This is a genomic window from Acidovorax sp. GW458-11-26-14-TSB4 (genome assembly GCF_059423865.1).
In genome coordinates this window covers 60,446-80,056 of the sequence record NZ_JBWKYR010000021.1, presented here as the reverse complement: position 1 = coordinate 80,056, position 19,611 = coordinate 60,446, and the positions used below count along the sequence as shown (strand labels likewise).

Below are 19,611 nucleotides of genomic sequence, written 5' to 3'. Positions count from 1 at the left end.
AGAAGCGCAGAAGCTGGGGTGGCGTGTGTGCCGAAGGACACACACGCTTCGTCATCTGGCTCGCCGCAGATGTCTGAGCGGAGTTCGAAGAACGAAGCGAGTTGCGAGGCGCACCCCAGCTTCGAGCATCGCAGGCTGCCCCCTCGTACGAAGTGCGAGGGGGACACGGGCAGCGGGGCCGCCTTCTCTTTGGTGACTTTCTCTTGGCGGCCCAAGAAAAAGTTACTGCGCCGCCGGGCGCACATCCCGGCTCCCGCCCTCCGTAAAGGCATGCAGCAACCATGCGCAGCAACGCACGAGCGCCTGGCCCCGCCTCGGAGGCCGGGAGCGTGCCGTGCAACCGTCAGGACTTGCGCGGCGCCGCAATCGGGCTGTCGGCCTTCGCCTGCGCCGCCCCCGCATCCCGGCAAGGAGTGAACACATCCAACTCCGGCCGGTAAGCCCCCGTCTGCACATCCATCAACCCCAGCACCGAATGGAAGTAACTGTCATGCGTGATGCGCCGCTCGCGCAGATCACGCTGCAGACAACCCGTGCTCGCCCCCACGCGCGACTGCATCGCAGGCGACAACCAGGTAATCCAAGGCACATGCTTTTGCACATCGGGCGCAATCGAGTACGGCAGGCCGTGCAGGTAAATATTGTTCTCGCCCAGCGACTCGCCATGGTCCGCCACATACACCATGGCCGTCTGGGCGTTCGCGTTCTGCGTGCCCAGCCACTGCAGCACGCCATCGAGAAAACGGTCCGTCTCCACAATGCTGTTGTCGTACGCATTCACCACCTGCTGGCGGCTGCATTCCTGCAGCGCGCTCGACGTGCACTCGGGCAAGAACCGCTTGGCATCCGGCGCCGAGCGCTTGAAGTACGCCGGCCCGTGGCTGCCCAGTTGGTGCATCACCACCACCGTGCCGCGCTGGCGCTGCTCGGCGGGCAGGGCGGCGATGCGCGCGTCCAGGTCCTTCAGCATGATGCGGTCCAGGCACTCGCCCTTGTGGGCGCACAGCTCGGGGTCTTTCAGGTTGGCGGTGTTGGTGTCGCCCAGCCGGTCGCACACGCCCTTGCAGCCCGACTGGTTGTCCAGCCACAGCACGGCCAGACCGGCATGGTGCAGCACATCGACCAGGCTCTCGAAATTGGCCGAGCGGCCCTCGTACCCGCTCTTGCCCAGGTGCGAGAACATACACGGCACCGATGCCGCCGTGCTCGTGCCGCACGACCAGGCATTGCCTGCGCTCACCAACTGGTCCTTGCGCGCCGAGAGCAACGGCGTGGTGTCGCGCCCATAGCCGTTGATGTCGAAGTTGCCGCTGCGCCCCGTCTCGCCCAGCACCAGCACCAAAAGCGGCGGCTTGTTGGCCTGGCCCGCGTAGCTGGCGCCCAGGTGCGCGTCGCGGCCCACGGGGATCAGCGTGTGGTGGTCCATGCGCAGGGGCTTGGTGGCCACATTGCCCAGCGCGTACACGCTGTTGAGCGGGTTGATCAGATAGCGCAGCTTGGTGTGGTTGCGCATGGTGGACGAGAAATCCTGAAACACCAGCAGCAAGCTTGCCACGATCACCACCACCGAGCCCAGCAGCAGCAAGCCGTTGTGCCCCAACTGGCGCAGCGGCGACAGGCGCCGCACCGGCGTGCGCGCCAGCCACAGCAAGGGCGGCGCGGCCAGGGCGGCCACGGTGGCCAGCATGCGCAGGCTCAGCAGGTCGCCGGCCTCGTGCACGTCGGTCTGCACCACGTTGGTCAGCATGCTGGCGTCGATGGCAATGCCATAGGCCAGCATGAAATACGCGCCAAACGCCGCCATCAGCACCAGCAGCGCGGCCGCGGGCTTGAGCGTCCAGCGCCAGGCCAGCAGGGCCAGCAGCCCCGCATTGCCCGCCGTGACGATGGCGCCAAACGCCAGCGCAAAACCATAGCCGCGCAGGCTGCCCTGGCCCGGCAGGGTGGCCACCTCGCGCCACAGCGGCACATTGCACACCGTGGCCAGCCACAGGCTGATCAGCAGCACCACCCACGCCGGGTGCAGGCTGTGTGGGGGCGATGCCGCAGGGCGGGGGCTGGCCGTGGAGGAGGCGGGCGAAGCAGGAAAAGAGGGCAGCCGCAGTTGCGGCAGCGGGGTCATGGGCATGAGAGGCAGTCTCCGGGCCCAGGACTTACCCGCGCGTCACCGCCCCCGAACCCCGGCAGTGCAGGGCGAAGGGTCCAGGCGTGCGGCGCGGACGGAAGAAAAGAGGGTTGCCGCAGCGGTGGCTGCAGCACAGTCTTGGGCATGGAGGCGGAGTCTCCCGCCCCAGACTTAACGTGACATTAAAGCCAACTCAGCATTGGCTTGGCGCCAGAGGCCCGGCTACTTCGGCGCCACCAGCTGTCGTGCATGGTGCGCCAGTTGGTCCGCCATGAAGCTCTGGATGAAGTAGTACCCGTGGTCATAGCCCTCGTGCCGGCGCAGCGTGAGCGGCTGGCCAATGGCCTTGCACGCCTCATCGAACAGATGCGGGTGCAACTGCGTGGGCAAGAACTTGTCGGCCAGCCCCTGGTCGATCAGGATGCCTGCCGGGTAGGGCGCCACCGGCTGGTGCTGCATCAGCACCGTGGCATCGTGCTCGATCCAGGCCGTGCGGTCCGCACCCAGGTAGCCGGTGAAGGCTTTCTCGCCCCAGGGGCACTGCGTGGGCGCGCAGATCGGCGCAAACGCCGACAAGCTCTTGAACCGCCCCGGGTGGCGCAACGCCAGGGTCAGCGCCCCATGCCCGCCCATCGAGTGGCCGAAGACGCCCAGCCGCTCGCCGTCCAACGGCAACTGCGCCAGCACCTGCGGCAGCAGCTCTTTCATCAAATAGCTTTCCATGCGCCAGTGCTTGGCCCAGGGCTCGGCCGTGGCGTCCAGGTAAAAGCCTGCGCCCACGCCAAAGTCCCAGCTTTCGGCTTCGCCCGGCACATTGGCGCCGCGCGGACTGGTATCGGGCGCGATCAGCGCCAAGCCCAGCTCCGCCGCCAGGCGCTGTGCCCCGGCCTTGACCATGAAGGTCTCTTCCGTACAGGTCAGCCCCGCCAGGTACAGCAGCGCCGGCACCGGCCCCTGCTGCGCCTGCGGCGGCAGGTAGACCGAGAACTTCATCGGCAGCCCGATCTCGGCAGAGGCGTGCTGGTAAAAGCGCTGCACGCCGCCAAAGCAGGCGTGCTCGCTGAGCAGTTCAAACGATGTGGACGACATATGCGCCAAGCCTCAAGCGGCGTACTTGACCACCGAACGAATGGACTTGCCTTCGTGCATCAGGTCAAAGGCTTCGTTGATGTCCTTGAGCCCCATGGTGTGCGTCACAAACGGCTCCAGCTGGATCTTGCCGGCCATCGCGTCTTCCACCATGCCCGGCAGCTCGCTGCGGCCCTTCACGCCGCCAAAGGCCGTGCCCAGCCACTTGCGGCCCGTCACCAGCTGGAAGGGGCGGGTGGAGATCTCCTGCCCCGCACCCGCCACGCCGATGATGACCGACTGCCCCCAGCCGCGGTGCGCGCATTCCAGCGCCGCGCGCATCACGTTCACGTTGCCGATGCACTCGAAACTGTGGTCCACGCCCCAGGTCGTCATCTCCACGATCACCTGCTGGATCGGCTTGTCGAAATCCTTGGGGTTGATGCAGTCCGTGGCGCCAAAGGTCTTGGCCAGGTCGAACTTGCTGGGGTTGGTATCGATCGCGATGATGCGCCCCGCCTTGGCCAGCTTGGCGCCCTGGATCACTGCCAGCCCAATGCCGCCCAGGCCGAATACCGCCACCGAATCGCCCTCCTGCACCTTGGCCGTGTTCTTCACCGCGCCCAGGCCCGTGGTCACGCCGCAGCCCAGCAGGCACACCTGCTCGGGGTTGGCTTTCGGGTTGATCTTGGCCAGCGACACCTCGGCCACCACCGTGTACTCGCTGAAGGTCGAGCAGCCCATGTAGTGGTAGATCGGCTGGCCGTTGTAGGAAAAGCGGGTCGTGCCATCGGGCATCACGCCCTTGCCCTGCGTGGCGCGCACTGCGACGCACAGGTTCGTCTTGCCGCTCTTGCAGAACAGGCACTCGCCGCACTCTGCGGTGTACAGCGGAATCACATGGTCGCCCGGTTTCACGCTGGTCACGCCCTCGCCCACCTCCACCACGATGCCGGCGCCCTCATGGCCCAGCACCACGGGGAACAGGCCCTCGGGGTCTTCACCGCTCAGGGTGAAGGCGTCCGTGTGGCACACGCCCGTGTCGGTGATGCGGATCAGCACCTCGCCCTTCTTGGGCGGCGCCACGTCGATCTCGACGATCTGCAGGGGTTCTCCGGCCTTGAAGGCCACGGCGGCTTTGGATTTGATGGTCATGGTGTTGGGGTGATGGGTTCGTAAAGGGAGGCGAGCGGGGCTCTTTGGCCAGCGTCGCATGCGTTGACTCCATGACTGTAGGCCATGTGCAGCGCATGCAGAAACCCATGGCCGCAGACCTTGGGGGTATGGCCGAATTCCATCGTTCATGGCCTTGGCGGACATCGCCTCCCGTATAGTCCATCGCCTTTGCTTGCTCCCATCAACCCCATGGACCACCCGCACCACCATCCCGCCGGCCAGCCCCATCGCATCGACCTCGTCGTCTACCCCGGCTTCAAGGCGCTGGAGGCCGTGGGCCCCATGTCCGTGTTCGACTATGCCAACGTCCACCTGCGCCAGCACGGCCGGCCCGACGGCTACGCCGTGCGCGTGGTGGCCGCCCAGGCAGGGGCCGTGCAGTCCGACACCCTGATGGCACTGACCGCCACTCACACCCTTGCGGAGCTGGAGCAACAAGAGGGCGGCCCCGGCTGCACCGTGGTCCTCGTCGGCTCACGCAACATCGAGCAGGTGCTCGCCGCCTCGCCCGACCTCGTCGCCTGGGCCGCGCGCGTGGCCCCGCGCGTCGGCCGCATGATCGCCCTGTGCTCCGGCAGCTTCTTTCTGGCCGCCGCCGGCCTGCTCGACGGCCGCCGCGCTGCCACCCACTGGAGCGTGGCCGCCCTGCTGCGCCAGCGCTACCCCGCCATCGACGTGGACCCCGATGCCATCTATGTGCGCGACGGGTCGCTGTGGACGTCGGCCGGAGTCACCGCCGGCATCGACCTCGCCCTGGCCCTGGTGGAAGAAGACTTCGGCCACGCCCTCGCGCTGGAGGTGGCGCGCGACCTCGTCATGTACCTCAAGCGCCCCGGCGGCCAATCCCAGTTCAGCGTGCAACTGGCCAGCCAGGGCGTCACCCACCGCGACATCCAGGCCGTGCAAAGCTGGGTGCTGGAGAATTTGCAAGAGCCCATGCCCCTGGCCGCGTTGGCCGCGCGTGCGGCCATGAGCGAGCGCCACTTTCGCCGGGTGTTTGTGCAGGAGACGGGCCAGACGCCGTCGGCGTTTGTGGATGCTGCGCGGCTGGAGGGGGCGCGGCGCTTGCTGGAGTCGTCATCGCAGCAGCAGGGCGGGACAGCACTGCCCCTCAAGACCGTCGCCGCGCGCGTGGGCATGGGGTCGGAGCAGGCGCTGCGGCAGTTGTTTGTGCGGCACCTGGGGATCACGCCGCAGGCGTACCGCGAGCGGTTTGGGGGGCCGGGGCGCCGCTGAATATCGGCAACCCCGAGGGGGACTAGGGCGGGGCACGGCCCGGGCCGCGCCCCGTGGGCCTCAGGCGGAATGCATCAGCAGGGGCTCCTGCTGGCGCAGCTCGCGCACCTTGAGCGTGGCGCGGCCCAGGCCGGTCACGGTCAGCACCTGGGCCGGCCCGCCCGTGCCCGCGGGCGGCAACGAAGCCGTGACCATCCCTGCCGCCGCCAACACCCTGAGCTTGTCGATCCGGCCCTCGTCCGATACACCGAGCGGCAACTCGGCATCGGCAATTTCACGAAGGAACTCGATAGGCATGGCATGTGCTCCAGAATTTTTATGATGCCCGTGGAGATAAGGGCTGCCATGGTGATTTCAAGAACCATGTCATCGGCGCGTCGAGTGAGACGGCCCGCCCCGCAACCCTTTGGGAGCCGGCGGGCCTGCTGGCGCCGCTGCTGCTCCCGCCGGGCTGTGGCGGCTGGCCGCGCAATCAGGCCGACTGCACTGGAATGTGCTTCACCGCGTCGCGCTCGGCTTTCGGTATCTCGATGCGCAACACCCCGTCGCGGTACACCGCCACGCCCTGCGCGGCCTGCACGCGCGCGGGCAGTGCCAGGTAGCGGCAGAACGAGCCGTAAGCCCACTGCGACACCTGCCACCCACCAGCGCGGGCCTGGTGGAACTGCGAGCGCCGCACGCCCCGCACCTTCAGCGCGCGCTCCTGCACCTCGATGCTGAAATCCTCGCGCTGCATGCCCGGGGCATCGATCCGCACGATCACGGCGCGCTCATCCTCCAGCACCGCAGCGGACATGAAGGCCCAGCCCTTGATGCGTGACACCGGGTTGCGCAACGGGCCGGCTTCATCATCGGCTGCTCGGCCTGCTGGCGCCCGCAACGGGGCCCTGTGCTGGTCCCATGCCTGCCGGGCCCGGGCCAACAGGCCACGCCAGCCGCTGGACATTGCGCTCCACAGGGAGCCCACACCCTGCTTGGGTTTTGCTGCCATAGGGTTCATGTTCATTCTCCGGCAATGGTGGTGTTGTGTGCCCCCGCAGCTCAGTGGATCGCCACGGGAATCTTGCGCGCCTGCGCATGGGCCTTTTTCGGAATGTGCAGTGACAGCACGCCATCCTTGAGCTGCGCCTGAATGCCGTTGGTATCCAGCTCGCGGCTCAGCACAAAGCTGCGGCGGTAGCGCGGTATGCGCACCTCGGCATGCACCGCCTCCAGGCCCTCCGGCATGCGGGTCTGCACCGTGCCCTCGATCAAGAGCGATTCGCCCTCCACCTTGATGTCCAGGTGCTCACGCGGCACGCCGGGCATGTCGGCCAGCAAGGTGATGCCATGCGGGTTCTCGAACACGTCCACGGCCGGCAGCACCGAATGCTGCAGATCCTGCTCCACCGCGCTGTTGCCACGGGTGTTGGCGGCGGCAGCGCCGGTGGTGGTGGCGACTTGTTGTTGCTGTTGCTGCGTCATGATGGGTTCTCCTCGATGGTCTGTGGGTTCCGTCGGCCTTCAGTGGATGGCGATGCGCGTGGGCTGGGGCGCTTCCTTGCGGGCGATGCTCACCTGCAGCACGCCGTCCCGGTAGCTCGCGCTTACCTTTTCGGGGTCGATGTCGTCCGGCAGCGAAACGGTGCGCGAGAACGCGCCGTTGCGCCGCTCGCGCGCATAGACTTGCACGCTGGAGTCGTTCTGCGGAATGGTGCTGGCCCGCTCGCCCGAGATGCGCAAAATGCCCCGGTCCAGGTCCACGTCGATCTTCGACGGATCAAGGCCGGGCACGAAGGCGTATACCTCCACGCTCGACGGCGTGCGCCCCACGTTCAGGGCCGGCAAGGTGCCCGAGGCAACGGATCGGATGGCGCTCGGCAGGCTGGCAGCGCCGAACACGTCGTCCAGTTCACGGCGCAGCCGCTCGAAATGACCGAACAGGCTGCCTGGATGATTCAACAGCGATGCATACATGGTAGGTCCTCCAAGGGGTAGGTTGATGAACACACCGGCAGGACGGACACCGTCCTGGCCGGCTCGGAAGGAAAAATAGAGCCGGCCAAAAGAGTTTCAAGAGGGTTTTTTTGCGAGCGTGAAGCCCTGCTTTCGCAGGCGGCGCAGCCTGCGGGCGGGCGTCAAAAAACGCAAGGCGCAACAGGTGCGCTACGGTCTCCGCCGCCCCATCTACGTGCGCGACGGCCCGGCCGGCCGGCGTTATCGCCGGTCATCAACCTGGCCTTGGTGAAGGAAGATTTCGGCCATGCCCTCGCGCTGGCGGTGGCGCGCGATTTGGTCATGTACCTCAAGCGCCCCGGCGGCCAATCGCAGTTCAGCGTGCAACTGGCCAGCCAGGGAGTCACCCACCGCGACATCCAGGCCGTGCCAAGCTGGGTGCTGCAGAACCTGGCCGCACCCATGCCCCTGGCCGCGCTGGCCGCCCGCGCCGCCATGAGGGAGCGGCATTTTCGCCGCGTGTTTGTGCAGGAGACGGGGCAGACGCCGTCGGCGTTTGTGGATGCGGCGCGGAGGTTGCTGGAGTCGTCATCGCAGCAGCAGGGTGGAGCCACACTGCCGCTCAAGACGGTGGCTGCGCGCGTGGGCATGGGGTCGGAGCAAGCACTGCGGCAGTTGTTTGTGCGGCACCTGGGGTTACGCCTCAGGCGTATCGGGAGAGGTTTGGGGGGCCGGGGAGGCGGTGAAAATATCCAACAAGCTGATCACGAAGGCCAATCTTCCGCTCGCGCTCCCAAAAGCGCGCTTTTTGAGATTGGCGAATGATCCCGATAGAGCATAGGCAGGGTAGAAACAGTTGTACATTGACTATTAATATCGAATTCACCCTCTAGCGAAAATTGGTGACAGTGAGCGTGACAGGTTGGGTAGGATCACGTACGCAGTACCATTGCTGGTCATGAAGTTCAAAAACCGCAATCTGCGAGCTCTTGGCGAGTGTGTCGTAGGCGACACCAGCTACTTCCCCTACCGGTCCAGCTATCGCATAACTCAATTCTTTGAAGAGTGCGATCTGGATTTTGCGCATGACGGGACGACGCGGCCGATATGGGCCGCAGAACGACTGGCGGAATTGCTTGAGGAGATCCAGTCTGCTCCAAATACTCTACCTGAGCGTTTTATGAACTTGCTGCGAGTTCTGATGCACAAGTCAGATGCCGTGGAGGGAGACCCCCAGCGCTTGCTTGCGTTGGCAGAGTTGAACAAACCTCTGAACCGAGAGGGATACGAAGCGTACTTCGGGGACGACGAACAGCTCTATGCCCGCCACATCGGAACGAAGACTGTCACGTCGCTCACGACAAACCCACACCGGCCATTCACTCCAAACGAGGCAAAGCGCCGCGAGCAACTCAGCAGCTATCTCAACCTTTGTTCAGAGGACGACCTGATTAACAATGTGCTATTGCCATTGTTTCGCCAACTCGGCTATCACCGCATCTCGTCAGCAGGTCATAGGGACAAAGCGCTGGAATATGGCAAGGATGTATGGATGCGGTTCGTGCTGCCTACACAGCACGTCCTATATTTCGGGCTGCAGGCCAAGAAAGGGAAGCTCGATTCTTCCGGTATGACGCAAGGATCGAACGCAAACATCGCTGAGATATACAACCAAGTCCTCATGATGCTCGGGCATGAGATCTTTGATGCCGAAACGAGCAAAAGAGTGCTGGTCGACCACGCGTTCATTGTTGCGGGTGGCGAGATTACCAAGGCAGCCAGGAATTGGCTTGGTGGGAAGCTGGATCAGACCAAGCGAAGCCAAATCCTTTTCATGGATCGGGATGACATCCTAAACTTGTACGTCGTAAGTGGCCTGCCGCTGCCGGACGGGGCAGTTCCAGGAGTGGTTGATCCGTTTGGTGACGATGTCCCGTTTTAACCTAGCTCTATCTCACCTCCGCGTTCACTGTGCTCAACCGCGATCGAGTAGACGTCAACTATAGAAAATTTTAGGCCTTTTGGAGCCTACTCTTCGGTAGTGGCTCGCGAGCCGTTTTGGTTATGTATGCGAGCTCGCAGCTGATGGGGCTCCCCAACGTACGAGTCTGCTACTAGGCGGAGGGATGATCTTTTCGGGAAAAATCGTTTCAGTCCAGTCAGCCTTGTTAGTGACTGGTAGGACAAAGAGGTGCTGTATGAACTTGCATTTTGAAAACGCGTTTGCTGGGCTAGACGAAGCGCATGCCCGAATCCGGCATATGCATCTAGATTTAGGAATCCCTTCAAAAAATCAACCTCAGTTGCTTGAGCAGACTAGAGTCCTCGCCCGCGCTAGTTGGATGCGTTCAGAGATCGACGAGCTGCTCTCCGCTACGGAGACTGTTGATCAAATTGATGCATTGATGGACATCTTGAGCCACGTCTTAGGAACGCTCGTTGAAATGGGCGTGAGGCCTGGAGTTCCGATGACTTTGGTCTACGCAAGCAACTTGGCAAAGCGTTGGCCAGATGGTCAAGTACACCTCGATTCCAACGGCAAGCTGCTGAAGCCTCAAGGCTGGGAAGGGCCTGAAAAAGCAATCGCGCGCTGGCTTTCGGAGTTGGAAATGCAGAATTTGAGTTCGGATGGCAATTCTTCTCTTGAAGAAATCTGATTTCAGGTCTTACATTTCGATGCATGACACCAGTCGTCAACTCAAGCGCTCGGTTACTTTTGCTCAGCGGCGCCGCCGGGGCTGGAAAGACTTCCATCGCCAGTGCGTTGACCGCTACGCATGGATTTTTCAAGGTCAGCACTAGTCGCTATCTCGCCGATATTGCTCGAGTGAAGGGATTGCCCGAGGGGCGAGTAGTTCTTCAGGAATTGGGTGACGCACTAGATGTGCAGACCGACTTCCTGTGGCCGGTGAGTGTAGCGCTTGAGCAAGTGAATGAGGTGGACGGGGTGCGGGGATGGCTTTTGGATGCGGTGCGGAAGCCGCAACAAGTAGCGCATTTTCGCCGTGCCTTCGCTCACGTGTTGCACGTGCATGTCACGGCCTCGGAGGAGATCCTGCGCGAGCGATACCTGCAGCGCCAGTCCTTGGGGGACGAGCGCGACGCAGGTGCAAGCTATTCAGCGTTGGTGAGCCACCCCAATGAAATCGCCTCCCGCTCTCTAGGCTCTATCGCAGACCTCGTATACAACTCGGGCGATCAGTCGGCGGGAAGCATCGCTACAGAAATTGTTCGAACCACCTAGGACTACGGCATGGATCAAGTAGTGTTGATTAGTGGGCATCTTGGTGCGGGAAAAAGCGGGCTCGCTCGAATTTTAGAGTCTGAGTTCGAATATCACCGTTTTAGCAGCAGCGGCTACCTGAAAGAGGAGGCGGCACGACGAGGATTGGCGTCGGACCGTAAATCACTGCAGGAACTGGGTGATATCCTAGACAGCGAAACGAGCGACGCCTGGTTGTATCAAGCGGTCCGCGAGAGGGTTGAGTCCATGGGCACCTCAGTTCGGATCGTGATAGATAGTGTGCGAACCCGTAAGCAACTAGATCATTTCCGAAGTGACCACACCTTGCCTTGCGTGCATATCCATTTGTTTGGACAGACCAGGGAGTTGCGCAAGCGCTTTGGAGAACGGCCGGGCCAAGATGCTGTGCCGGAATATGTAGAGGCTGATCTCATCAAGAGTGAGGAAGACATCGAGGGCTTCAAGAACGACGCGGACCTTCGTGTCAACACTACGAGAAACGACAGTCGCGATACTATCGCGCGGGTTGCAGCCAGTTTGGGTCTTGTGTCAGCGCCAGATGTGCGCTGCGTAGATGTGCTGGTCGGGGGGCAATATGGTAGCGAAGGGAAGGGTCATGTGGTGGCATACCTTGCCAAGGAGTACGACGTGCTCGTGCGTGTGGGGGGGCCCAACGCGGGTCACACAGTGCTGGGACCGAAAAAACAATACACGTACCACCACTTGCCGTCAGGCTCAATGGATGTAAGCGCTAAATTGCTGCTCGGCCCGGGTATGACAATTTTCGTTCCGGGCCTACTGCAGGAGATTGCGGATTGTGGGATAACACCAGAGCGACTGTTCATCGACCCGCATGCAATGATTATCGAACAGTCTGACAAGGACGCCGAGAAACGAGTCAAGGATGCAATCGCGTCGACTGCCAGTGGTAGTGGTGCTGCTGCTGCTCGCCGGATCAATGATCGCGGCTTGCCAACTGTCCGGCAGGCGAAAGACATCCCGGAGCTTGCTCCCTACGTTGGTGAAAAAGAGCCCTATCGTGGATCGACAATGCGTCAGCTTGAGATCGCCTACCGAAAGCGCCAGTCAATCTTCTTGGAAGGTACGCAGGGCAGCGGTCTTAGCATCTTTCACGGCCGTTACCCTCATGTAACCTCCCGCGACACGAATGTCGCCGGCTGTCTTGCAGAGGCAGGCATATCGCCCGGCCGCGTACGCAGGATTTTGATGGTTGTGCGGCCTACGCCCATACGGGTTGGCGACCCTGATGGAAATCAGGGCGCCACCTCGGGATACTTGAAGCATCCGACAACTTTTCGTGATATTGCAAACGAAGTGGGATTGAACCCAGAAGAATTGGAAAAAAACGAGAAAACATCAACGACTCGTCGCAACCGGCGGGTTGGCTGGTTTGAGTGGGAGCAGTTCCGCCAAGCTTGTGCACTCAATGCCCCGACTGATATTGTTTTAGCTTTCGCAGACTATCACAGAGCTGCAAACAGCGATGCGCGTAGGTTCGAGCAATTGGCACCGGAAACGATTAAATTTGTGGAGGAGCTTGAGCGAGTGGCTCAAGCCCCGGTTTCTCTGATCAATACGCGTTTTCCACGTGGCTCTGATACCGATGGGGATATCCGCACCATTATTGATCGAAGAAACTGGACGGCACTATCCTCCTGAGCAGCGCAATCATGCAACAACAAGACTTTGTGACAAGGTATCCGGTGCTCTATCACATGGCGGAAAGAGGCAGTTGGCCTGGCATCCGCGAGCGTGGACTTTTATCGACCACGGCCAGCTTGGATCGGTCGGTGGTCAACGCGAATGAACGATTGCAGCTAGAGAGTCGCCGACGGTCAGTCAGTGTCGGTATTGCTCTGCAGGACGGGGCGGGCCTAGTGCTAAGGGATCAGAAGCCTATGAGTGACGCTCGTTTGAAAAGCTGCCTTTTGGATGGTATTACGCCGCAGCAGTGGTACGAGTTCATAAATGGAAAAACTTTCTTCTGGGCTACGGAGGCGCGATTGCTCACGCTGTTGGGTGCTTACAGTGAGCAGGAACACGACGTTCTCACTGTGAATACAGATTCACTCGTGCAAGCTCATCGAGATCGCATGTGGCTGTGTCATATGAACTCGGGCAATACCACACCATGGGCCCATCCGCGCAACTTTGACATTTTTAAGCGGATTGACGCATATCCCGCTACGGCGAATGGCCGTCCCGCAAAGGAGGTCGCGGAAGTGGTAGTGGATTATCACGTTCCCGATATTGCTCGGCATGTCGTTGGGGTTTGCCGCATGCGAGGTGCAGAGGTAACTGACAACATGCCCTACTGATAAATGGGGCTTTCCAACCGGTTGGCGCGGGTTTTGGTGCAAGCTCTGCGAGAGTATTTCGATGACGAGACGTACTTGCTTACGTATCCGCAGGCTACTATTTCTGTCGCTCAAGGGTACAAGTGTTCCTGGCTTACGAGCTATTGCTCATAAAAAAAGCCCGCTGAAGCGGGCTTTCCTGTCTGTGTCAAGAAGACCGAAGCCTCCTTCCCGCAACCAAACGCTCAACGCTTGTTCAGCGGCGGCACATCACGGCGCACGGAGCCAGTGAACAGCTGGCGTGGGCGGCCGATCTTGTACTCGGGGTCGCCGATCATTTCGTTCAGCTGGGCGATCCAGCCCACGGTGCGGGCCAGGCTGAAGATGCCGGTGAACAGGTTCACCGGGATGCCGATGGCGCGCTGCACGATGCCGGAGTAGAAGTCCACGTTCGGGTAGAGCTTGCGCTGCACGAAGTAGTCGTCTTCCAGGGCGATCTTTTCCAGTTCCTTGGCCAGCTTGAACAGCGGGTCGTTTTCCAGGCCCAGTTCGGCCAGCACTTCGTTGCAGGTTTCCTGCATGAGCTTGGCACGGGGGTCGTAGTTCTTGTACACGCGGTGGCCAAAGCCCATGAGCTTGACGCCGGAGTTCTTGTCCTTGACCTGCTTGATGAACTCGCCGATCTTTTCCACGCCGCCTTGGGCCTGGATGTCGTACAGCATGTTCAGGGCTGCTTCGTTGGCGCCGCCGTGGGCAGGGCCCCACAGGCAGGCCACGCCGGCGGCGATGGCTGCGAACGGGTTGGTGCCCGACGAGCCGCACAGGCGCACGGTCGAGGTCGATGCGTTCTGCTCGTGGTCTGCGTGCAGGATGAAGATGCGATCCAGCGCGCGTTCCAGCACGGGGTTGACCTTGTACTCTTCGCAGGGTGTGCCGAACATCATGCGCAGGAAGTTGCCTGCGTAGCTCAGGTTGTTCTGCGGGTACATGTAGGGCTGGCCCACACCGTACTTGTACGCCATGGCCACCAGGGTGGGCATCTTGGCGATCAGGCGGATGGCAGCGATCTCGCGGTGCTGCGGGTTGTTGATGTCCGTGCTGTCGTGGTAGAAGGCCGACAGGGCGCCCACCAGGCCGGTCAGCACCGCCATGGGGTGCGCGTCACGGCGGAAGCCACGCAGGAAGAACTGCATCTGCTCGTTGACCATGGTGTGGTTGGTCACGCGGCTGGTGAAGTCGGTCTTCTGGGCTTCGTTGGGCAGGTCACCGTACAGCAGCAGGTGGCAGGTTTCCAGGAAGTCGCAGTTCTGCGCCAACTGCTCAATGGGGTAGCCGCGGTACAGCAGTTCGCCCTTGTCGCCATCGATGTAGGTGATGGCCGACTGGGTCGCTGCCGTCGACAGGAAGCCCGGGTCATAGGTGAACATGCCCGTTTGCGCATACAGCTTGCGGATGTCGATGACATCCGGGCCAATGCTGCCCTGGTAGACCGGCAGGTCCACGCTGGGGCTGCCGTTACTGAACGACAGGGTGGCTTTGTTGTCAGCTAGCTTCATTGTTACTTTCCTTGGGTAGGTTTGCCGGAATTCCGGTGGTAGGGGGCCCTGTCTCCAGGTCAGGCCCGGGGCCTCGCTGCGCCACCACTGAGCCGCAGCATGCCGAGTACTTCACGCACTTCTTCTGTATCGAGCGGACCTTCGGGCTCGCGGCGCGCGAGCAGCAGGTCCAAAAGGTCGTTGTCCGCCAGGTTCATCAGCTCGTTCATGCCGTGGCCCTGGCGCCAGGTCAGGCCCGACCCGAACCGCGCGAAGAAATTTTCGATGTAGAGATCGTTCTCCAGCAGGCCGCGCCGGGAGCGCCAGTGCAGCTTGGATCTCTCGCGGTCGTCCAGCAGGTCGTTGGCCTGCGGCAGGACGGGGGTCGAGGTGTCGGACATGGCCTGGGTGCTTTCCGGATTCCGTCAGACAGTGCGGCGCACCATCAGTTCCTTGATCTTGCCGATGGCCATCGTGGGGTTCAGGCCCTTGGGGCACACGTCCACGCAGTTCATGATGGTGTGGCAACGGAACAGGCGGTACGGATCTTCCAGGTTGTCCAGGCGCGCACCCGTGGCTTCGTCGCGGCTGTCGGCGATGAAGCGGTAGGCCTGCAGCAGGCCGGCGGGGCCCACGAACTTGTCGGGGTTCCACCAGAAGCTGGGGCAGCTCGTGGAGCAGCTGGCGCACAGAATGCACTCGTACAGGCCGTTGAGCTCTTCGCGCTCTTCGGGGCTCTGCAGGCGTTCCTTCTCGGGGGCCAGGTCCTCGGTGATGAGGTAGGGCTTGATCGAGTTGTACTGCTTGAAGAACTGCGTCATGTCCACGATCAGGTCGCGGATCACCGGCAGGCCGGGCAGGGGCTTCAGAACAATGGTGCCCTTGAGGGTGTTCATGTTCGTCAGGCACGCCAGGCCGTTCTTGCCGTTGATGTTCATGGCGTCCGAGCCGCACACGCCTTCGCGGCACGAACGGCGGAACGACAGGCTGGGGTCTTGCTCCTTGAGCTTGACCAGGGCGTCCAGCAGCATGCGCTCGTGGCCATCGAGCTCGATCTCGATGGTCTGCATGTAGGGCTTGGCGTCCTTGTCCGGGTCGTAGCGGTAGATTTGAAAGGTGCGCTTCATGTTGTTCTTTCGTGAGGCTGCTGGATCTTCAGAACGTACGGACCTTGGGAGGCACGCTGTCCACCGTCAGGGGCTTGAGGTTCACAGGCTTGTAGGTCAGGCTGTTGTTCGCGCTGTGCCACAGGGTGTGCTTCATCCACTCCTTGTCGTTGCGGCCCAACGGGAACTCGGCGTGGTCGGCAGGGTGCTCGTAGTCGTACACCGTGTGCGCGCCACGGCATTCCTTGCGGGCCGCGGCCGAGGTCATCGTGGCCTGGGCCACTTCGATCAGGTTGTCGACTTCCAGAGCTTCCATGCGGGCCGTGTTCCAGACCTTGGACTTGTCCTTCAGCGTCACGCCGCTCACGCGTTCACGGATGGCGTTGATCTTGACCGTGCCTTCGTCCATGCTGGCCTGCGTGCGGAACACGCCGGCGTGCTGCTGCATGCTCGAGCGGATGTCGTTGGCCACGTCCTGGGCGTAGATGCCTTCGGTCGAGTCCTGCAGCTGGTTCAGGCGGGCCAGGGTGCGGTCCGCGCCGTCGGCAGGCATGGGCTGGTGTTCGCCCGAACCCTTGACGAAGTTCACGATGTGCTTTCCGGCCGACTTGCCGAAGACCAAGAGGTCCAGCAGCGAGTTGGTGCCCAGGCGGTTGGCGCCGTGTACCGACACGCACGAGCATTCGCCCACGGCATAGAGGCCGTTGACGATGTGGTTCTGCTGGCCGTCGTGCACCACGACCTGGCCGTTGATGTTGGTGGGGATGCCACCCATCTGGTAGTGGATGGTGGGCACCACGGGGATCGGTTCCTTGGTGATGTCCACGTTGGCGAAGTTGTGGCCGATCTCTTCCACCGATGGCAGGCGCTTGCGGATGGTGTCCGCGCCCAGGTGGTCCAGCTTCATCAGGATGTAGTCCTTGTTCGGACCGCAGCCACGGCCTTCCTTGATTTCCTGGTCCATCGAGCGCGACACGAAGTCGCGCGGTGCCAGGTCCTTCAGGGTGGGCGCGTAGCGCTCCATGAAGCGCTCGCCATTGCTGTTGAGCAAGATGGCGCCTTCGCCGCGGCAGCCTTCGGTCAGCAGCACGCCCGCGCCGGCCACGCCGGTGGGGTGGAACTGCCAGAACTCCATGTCCTGCAGCGGGATGCCGGCACGTGCCGCCATGCCCAGGCCGTCGCCGGTGTTGATGAAGGCGTTGGTCGATGCCGCGAAGATGCGGCCCGCGCCACCGGTGGCCAGCAGCACGGCCTTGGCCTGCAGCTCGTACAGGTCGCCGGTTTCCAGCTCGAGTGCGGTCACGCCGACCACGTCGCCTGCCTCGTTGCGGATCAGGTCCAGCGCCATCCATTCCACGAAGAAGTTGGTCTTGGACTTCACGTTCTGCTGGTACAGCGTGTGCAGCATGGCGTGGCCGGTGCGGTCGGCCGCGGCGCAGGCGCGCTGCACGGGCTTCTCGCCGTAGTTGGCGGTGTGGCCGCCGAAGGGGCGCTGGTAGATGGTGCCGTCGGGGTTGCGGTCGAACGGCATGCCGAAGTGTTCGAGCTCGATCACCACGTTGGGTGCCTCGCGGCACATGAACTCGATGGCATCCTGGTCGCCCAGCCAGTCCGAGCCTTTGATGGTGTCGTAGAAGTGGTAGTGCCAGTTGTCCTCGCTCATGTTGCCCAGCGAGGCGGACACGCCGCCCTGCGCCGCCACCGTGTGCGAGCGGGTGGGGAAGACCTTGGACAGGCAGGCCACGTTCAGGCCGGCGCGGGACAGTTCCAGCGAGGCGCGCATGCCGGAGCCGCCGGCACCGACGATGACGACGTCGAACTTGCGCTTGGTGATGTTAGCTTTGGAGTAGCTCATTTGTTGTTTGCCTTCAGTCGCGGGGGATCGGTATCAGAGACGCCACAGAACCTGGATGCCCCAGCCGGCGCAGCCGACGAGCCAGACGATGGTGAAAACCTGCAGCGCCAGGCGCAGGCCCACGGGCTTGATGTAGTCCATCAGGACTTCGCGCACGCCCACCCAGGCGTGCCATGCCAGCGAAATGATCACGGAGAAGGTCAGCACCTTCATCCACTGGGCCGAGAAGATGCCGGCCCACTTGTCATAGCCCATGGGGCCCTTGTTGAAGATCACCTGGGCCAGCAGGGCCAGCGTGAACAGCGCCATCAGGATGGCGGTGACGCGCTGGCTGAGCCAGTCGCGCAGGCCGTAGTGGGCGCCGACGACGACGCGCTTGGAACCGTAATTGACGGACATGGGTACTTTCCTCTAGTGCGGCGGTGTTGGCTGCGGGATGGCTGCGGTCACCGCTTTTTTTATGATGTGGTAATCGATCGATCAGTACAGGCCGAACAGCTTGGCGCCCAGCACCAGGGTCAGCGGGATGCTGATGGCCAGCACCGACAGGGCCGAGGTCTTGCCGAACTGCTTGTTCACGGCGCTGTGGCTCACGTCCATCCACAGGTGGCGCAGGCCGGCCGTGAAGTGGTGCAGGTACGACCAGATCAGGGCCAGGGCCGCGAGCTTGACGAACCAGCCGGGCACGAAGCCGATGCCGATGTTGAATGCCGCCGTGAAGCGGGCGAACGAGATTTCGGACGACACCGAGGTGTCGAACATCCAGATGATGAAAGGCAACAGCAGGAACATGATCAGCCCGCTGGCGCGGTGCAGGATCGAGACCCACGCAGCTGGCGGCATGCGGTAGGTGGTCAGGTCCTTGAAGGCATTGATGTTGCGGAATTCAGGCCGTTTTTTGGCGAGTTCGGTCATGTTTTGTGCTTTCGTGGATGTAACTGCTTTGTAATTTGGACATGCAAAGAACGCAAAATTCTATTGCAACGCAACACACGCGGTTTCAAGTGGCCCCTAATGCCGACATTTCCGCTCAGTTGCCAGGGTAGTGTCAGCTCAGTTCATTACGGTAGTGGTGGGTGTCCGTGAGGTACAGCCCGCGCCGTAACTCCATGGGAACGTCGTTGTAGGTGTAAGCGATGCGCTCCACGCTGAGCAGCGGCGTGCCCGGTGCCACCTTCAGCACCGCGGCCTGTTCGGCATCAGGCAGCACGGCGCGTATTTTCTCTTCGGCGCGCACCATGCGTACGCCGAAGTCGATTTCGAACATGGCGTAAGTAGGGCCTTCGTAGCTGGCCAGCTGTTCTGCCGTCAGCCCCTTGAAAGCCTGGCCCGGCAGCCAGATGTCTTCGAGGATGGTGGGCACGCCCACGAAGGACAGCACGCGCCGCGCCTGGATCACCGGGTCGGCGCTGCGCAGGGCCAGGGCGCGCGCCACGTCGGCGGTGGCGCGCACGCGCTTGCAGTCGATCACCTCGCGCTGGGCGCGGCCTTCGCCGCGGGCGTCGCCGGTGTCGGGCATGAGCTTCAGAAAGCGGTACTGCACATGCTGCTCGGCATGCGTGGCCACGAAGGTGCCCTTGCCCTGGCGGCGCATCACCAAATTCTCGGCGGCCAGCTCGTCGATGGCCTTGCGCACCGTGCCCTGGCTCACGCGAAAGCGCGCGGCCAGCTCCATCTCGCTGGGGATGGCCTCGCCCGGCTTCCACTCGCCCTGCTGCAGGCTCTGCAGGATCAGGCCCTTGATCTGTTGGTACAGCGGGCTGAACGCCGGCGTGGCAGAGCCCGCGCCGGCCGCAGGCTGCGCAGGGGTGTCGGCGTTGAGCGGGATCGAGGACATGGCGGTCGGTTGGTGGGCTTTGTCGGGGCGCGGTGGGGGCTCGGTGCGGGTGCTGCGAACGGGCAGGCACACACCTTTCCCAGTCTCTTTTTCAGGGTCCCGATCATATCTTATATAAGACATAAGACAAATTGACCGGGGTATTGAATCGGCGGTACACTCCAAGGCTGTTTTGC

20 protein-coding genes and 1 pseudogene are annotated in these 19,611 nt (G+C 62.5%); 7 read left to right on the top strand and 14 right to left on the bottom strand.

Annotated features, from left to right (window positions below; translation table 11 throughout):
* Window positions 1-343 precede the first annotated feature (343 nt).
* From AC07X5_RS27375 to AC07X5_RS27365, 3 genes are all read right to left on the bottom strand, one after another.
* A complete protein-coding gene (locus AC07X5_RS27375) occupies window positions 344-2,128 on the bottom strand; it encodes a phosphoethanolamine transferase (protein WP_494772701.1) in 1,785 nt (594 codons plus the stop codon).
* Between the two features lie 219 nt (window positions 2,129-2,347).
* Window positions 2,348-3,214, bottom strand: a complete 867-nt coding sequence (gene fghA / locus AC07X5_RS27370) for an S-formylglutathione hydrolase (RefSeq protein ID WP_494772700.1) — start codon at window positions 3,212-3,214, stop codon at window positions 2,348-2,350.
* A gap of 12 nt (window positions 3,215-3,226) precedes the next feature.
* On the bottom strand, window positions 3,227-4,342 hold the full coding sequence (locus tag AC07X5_RS27365) for an S-(hydroxymethyl)glutathione dehydrogenase/class III alcohol dehydrogenase (protein ID WP_494772702.1): 1,116 nt from the start codon (window positions 4,340-4,342) through the stop codon (window positions 3,227-3,229).
* A 216-nt stretch (window positions 4,343-4,558) separates the two neighbouring features.
* Between AC07X5_RS27365 and AC07X5_RS27360 the strand changes: the two genes are divergently transcribed.
* Entirely contained in the window at window positions 4,559-5,605 is a 1,047-nt protein-coding gene (locus AC07X5_RS27360; protein ID WP_494772699.1) for a GlxA family transcriptional regulator, read from the top strand.
* Window positions 5,606-5,665: 60 nt separating this feature from the next.
* Here AC07X5_RS27360 and AC07X5_RS27355 read toward each other — a convergent pair whose 3' ends face one another.
* From AC07X5_RS27355 to AC07X5_RS27340, 4 genes are all read right to left on the bottom strand, one after another.
* Window positions 5,666-5,902, bottom strand: a complete 237-nt coding sequence (locus tag AC07X5_RS27355) for a hypothetical protein (RefSeq protein ID WP_494772698.1) — start codon at window positions 5,900-5,902, stop codon at window positions 5,666-5,668.
* A gap of 175 nt (window positions 5,903-6,077) precedes the next feature.
* A complete protein-coding gene (locus tag AC07X5_RS27350; RefSeq protein WP_494772697.1) occupies window positions 6,078-6,596 on the bottom strand; it encodes an Hsp20/alpha crystallin family protein in 519 nt (172 codons plus the stop codon).
* Window positions 6,597-6,646: 50 nt separating this feature from the next.
* Window positions 6,647-7,069, bottom strand: a complete 423-nt coding sequence (locus AC07X5_RS27345) for an Hsp20/alpha crystallin family protein (protein WP_494772696.1) — start codon at window positions 7,067-7,069, stop codon at window positions 6,647-6,649.
* A gap of 39 nt (window positions 7,070-7,108) precedes the next feature.
* Window positions 7,109-7,561, bottom strand: coding sequence for an Hsp20/alpha crystallin family protein (locus AC07X5_RS27340; RefSeq protein ID WP_145699214.1), 453 nt, complete (start codon window positions 7,559-7,561; stop codon window positions 7,109-7,111).
* A 258-nt stretch (window positions 7,562-7,819) separates the two neighbouring features.
* On the opposite strand from AC07X5_RS27340, the pseudogene AC07X5_RS27335 reads away from it, so the two are divergent.
* The 6 genes and pseudogenes from AC07X5_RS27335 to AC07X5_RS27310 form a co-directional block, all read left to right on the top strand.
* A pseudogene (locus AC07X5_RS27335) lies at window positions 7,820-8,286 on the top strand (helix-turn-helix domain-containing protein); the annotation flags it as partial.
* Window positions 8,287-8,498: 212 nt separating this feature from the next.
* Window positions 8,499-9,482: a hypothetical protein gene (locus AC07X5_RS27330; RefSeq protein ID WP_494772695.1), complete on the top strand. Its 984-nt coding sequence runs from the start codon at window positions 8,499-8,501 to the stop codon at window positions 9,480-9,482.
* Window positions 9,483-9,738: 256 nt separating this feature from the next.
* Window positions 9,739-10,197, top strand: coding sequence for a pyrophosphohydrolase domain-containing protein (locus AC07X5_RS27325; protein WP_494772694.1), 459 nt, complete (start codon window positions 9,739-9,741; stop codon window positions 10,195-10,197).
* Window positions 10,198-10,220: 23 nt separating this feature from the next.
* Window positions 10,221-10,784 (top strand): AAA family ATPase, encoded by a 564-nt coding sequence (locus AC07X5_RS27320; protein WP_494772693.1) that lies wholly within the window; start codon window positions 10,221-10,223, stop codon window positions 10,782-10,784.
* 9 nt (window positions 10,785-10,793) lie between these two features.
* Window positions 10,794-12,464: an adenylosuccinate synthetase gene (locus tag AC07X5_RS27315; RefSeq protein WP_494772692.1), complete on the top strand. Its 1,671-nt coding sequence runs from the start codon at window positions 10,794-10,796 to the stop codon at window positions 12,462-12,464.
* An 11-nt stretch (window positions 12,465-12,475) separates the two neighbouring features.
* Window positions 12,476-13,123 (top strand): DUF7002 family protein, encoded by a 648-nt coding sequence (locus tag AC07X5_RS27310; protein WP_494772691.1) that lies wholly within the window; start codon window positions 12,476-12,478, stop codon window positions 13,121-13,123.
* 224 nt (window positions 13,124-13,347) lie between these two features.
* On the opposite strand, the gene AC07X5_RS27305 is transcribed toward AC07X5_RS27310, so the two are convergent.
* From AC07X5_RS27305 to AC07X5_RS27275, 7 genes are all read right to left on the bottom strand, one after another.
* Window positions 13,348-14,658, bottom strand: coding sequence for a citrate synthase (locus tag AC07X5_RS27305; protein WP_007848482.1), 1,311 nt, complete (start codon window positions 14,656-14,658; stop codon window positions 13,348-13,350).
* Between the two features lie 59 nt (window positions 14,659-14,717).
* Window positions 14,718-15,038, bottom strand: coding sequence for an FAD assembly factor SdhE (locus AC07X5_RS27300; protein ID WP_409960239.1), 321 nt, complete (start codon window positions 15,036-15,038; stop codon window positions 14,718-14,720).
* Between the two features lie 24 nt (window positions 15,039-15,062).
* Entirely contained in the window at window positions 15,063-15,764 is a 702-nt protein-coding gene (locus AC07X5_RS27295) for a succinate dehydrogenase iron-sulfur subunit (RefSeq protein WP_007848477.1), read from the bottom strand.
* Window positions 15,765-15,792: 28 nt separating this feature from the next.
* Window positions 15,793-17,598 (bottom strand): succinate dehydrogenase flavoprotein subunit, encoded by a 1,806-nt coding sequence (gene sdhA / locus AC07X5_RS27290; RefSeq protein WP_409960240.1) that lies wholly within the window; start codon window positions 17,596-17,598, stop codon window positions 15,793-15,795.
* Between the two features lie 33 nt (window positions 17,599-17,631).
* Window positions 17,632-17,997 carry a succinate dehydrogenase, hydrophobic membrane anchor protein gene (gene sdhD, locus AC07X5_RS27285; RefSeq protein WP_409960241.1) on the bottom strand — a complete coding sequence of 122 codons (366 nt, stop codon included), beginning with the start codon at window positions 17,995-17,997 and terminating at the stop codon, window positions 17,632-17,634.
* 81 nt (window positions 17,998-18,078) lie between these two features.
* Window positions 18,079-18,513, bottom strand: coding sequence for a succinate dehydrogenase, cytochrome b556 subunit (gene sdhC, locus AC07X5_RS27280; protein WP_494772690.1), 435 nt, complete (start codon window positions 18,511-18,513; stop codon window positions 18,079-18,081).
* A 133-nt stretch (window positions 18,514-18,646) separates the two neighbouring features.
* Window positions 18,647-19,435 (bottom strand): GntR family transcriptional regulator, encoded by a 789-nt coding sequence (locus AC07X5_RS27275; RefSeq protein WP_494772689.1) that lies wholly within the window; start codon window positions 19,433-19,435, stop codon window positions 18,647-18,649.
* Window positions 19,436-19,611 lie beyond the last annotated feature (176 nt).

What these genes read in the sequence shown, in the direction of transcription:
- AC07X5_RS27275 (WP_494772689.1), bottom strand. Translation starts at nt 19,435, where the DNA reads ATGTCCTCGATCCCGCTCAACGCCGACACCCCTGCGCAGCCTGCGGCC.
- AC07X5_RS27310 (WP_494772691.1), top strand. Translation starts at nt 12,476, where the DNA reads ATGCAACAACAAGACTTTGTGACAAGGTATCCGGTGCTCTATCACATG.
- AC07X5_RS27360 (WP_494772699.1), top strand. Translation starts at nt 4,559, where the DNA reads ATGGACCACCCGCACCACCATCCCGCCGGCCAGCCCCATCGCATCGAC.
- AC07X5_RS27320 (WP_494772693.1), top strand. Translation starts at nt 10,221, where the DNA reads ATGACACCAGTCGTCAACTCAAGCGCTCGGTTACTTTTGCTCAGCGGC.
- AC07X5_RS27325 (WP_494772694.1), top strand. Translation starts at nt 9,739, where the DNA reads ATGAACTTGCATTTTGAAAACGCGTTTGCTGGGCTAGACGAAGCGCAT.
- AC07X5_RS27300 (WP_409960239.1), bottom strand. Translation starts at nt 15,038, where the DNA reads ATGTCCGACACCTCGACCCCCGTCCTGCCGCAGGCCAACGACCTGCTG.
- AC07X5_RS27305 (WP_007848482.1), bottom strand. Translation starts at nt 14,658, where the DNA reads ATGAAGCTAGCTGACAACAAAGCCACCCTGTCGTTCAGTAACGGCAGC.
- AC07X5_RS27355 (WP_494772698.1), bottom strand. Translation starts at nt 5,902, where the DNA reads ATGCCTATCGAGTTCCTTCGTGAAATTGCCGATGCCGAGTTGCCGCTC.
- sdhA (WP_409960240.1), bottom strand. Translation starts at nt 17,598, where the DNA reads ATGAGCTACTCCAAAGCTAACATCACCAAGCGCAAGTTCGACGTCGTC.
- AC07X5_RS27350 (WP_494772697.1), bottom strand. Translation starts at nt 6,596, where the DNA reads ATGGCAGCAAAACCCAAGCAGGGTGTGGGCTCCCTGTGGAGCGCAATG.
- AC07X5_RS27345 (WP_494772696.1), bottom strand. Translation starts at nt 7,069, where the DNA reads ATGACGCAGCAACAGCAACAACAAGTCGCCACCACCACCGGCGCTGCC.
- sdhC (WP_494772690.1), bottom strand. Translation starts at nt 18,513, where the DNA reads ATGACCGAACTCGCCAAAAAACGGCCTGAATTCCGCAACATCAATGCC.
- AC07X5_RS27340 (WP_145699214.1), bottom strand. Translation starts at nt 7,561, where the DNA reads ATGTATGCATCGCTGTTGAATCATCCAGGCAGCCTGTTCGGTCATTTC.
- AC07X5_RS27315 (WP_494772692.1), top strand. Translation starts at nt 10,794, where the DNA reads ATGGATCAAGTAGTGTTGATTAGTGGGCATCTTGGTGCGGGAAAAAGC.
- AC07X5_RS27330 (WP_494772695.1), top strand. Translation starts at nt 8,499, where the DNA reads ATGAAGTTCAAAAACCGCAATCTGCGAGCTCTTGGCGAGTGTGTCGTA.
- AC07X5_RS27375 (WP_494772701.1), bottom strand. Translation starts at nt 2,128, where the DNA reads ATGCCCATGACCCCGCTGCCGCAACTGCGGCTGCCCTCTTTTCCTGCT.
- AC07X5_RS27295 (WP_007848477.1), bottom strand. Translation starts at nt 15,764, where the DNA reads ATGAAGCGCACCTTTCAAATCTACCGCTACGACCCGGACAAGGACGCC.
- sdhD (WP_409960241.1), bottom strand. Translation starts at nt 17,997, where the DNA reads ATGTCCGTCAATTACGGTTCCAAGCGCGTCGTCGTCGGCGCCCACTAC.
- fghA (WP_494772700.1), bottom strand. Translation starts at nt 3,214, where the DNA reads ATGTCGTCCACATCGTTTGAACTGCTCAGCGAGCACGCCTGCTTTGGC.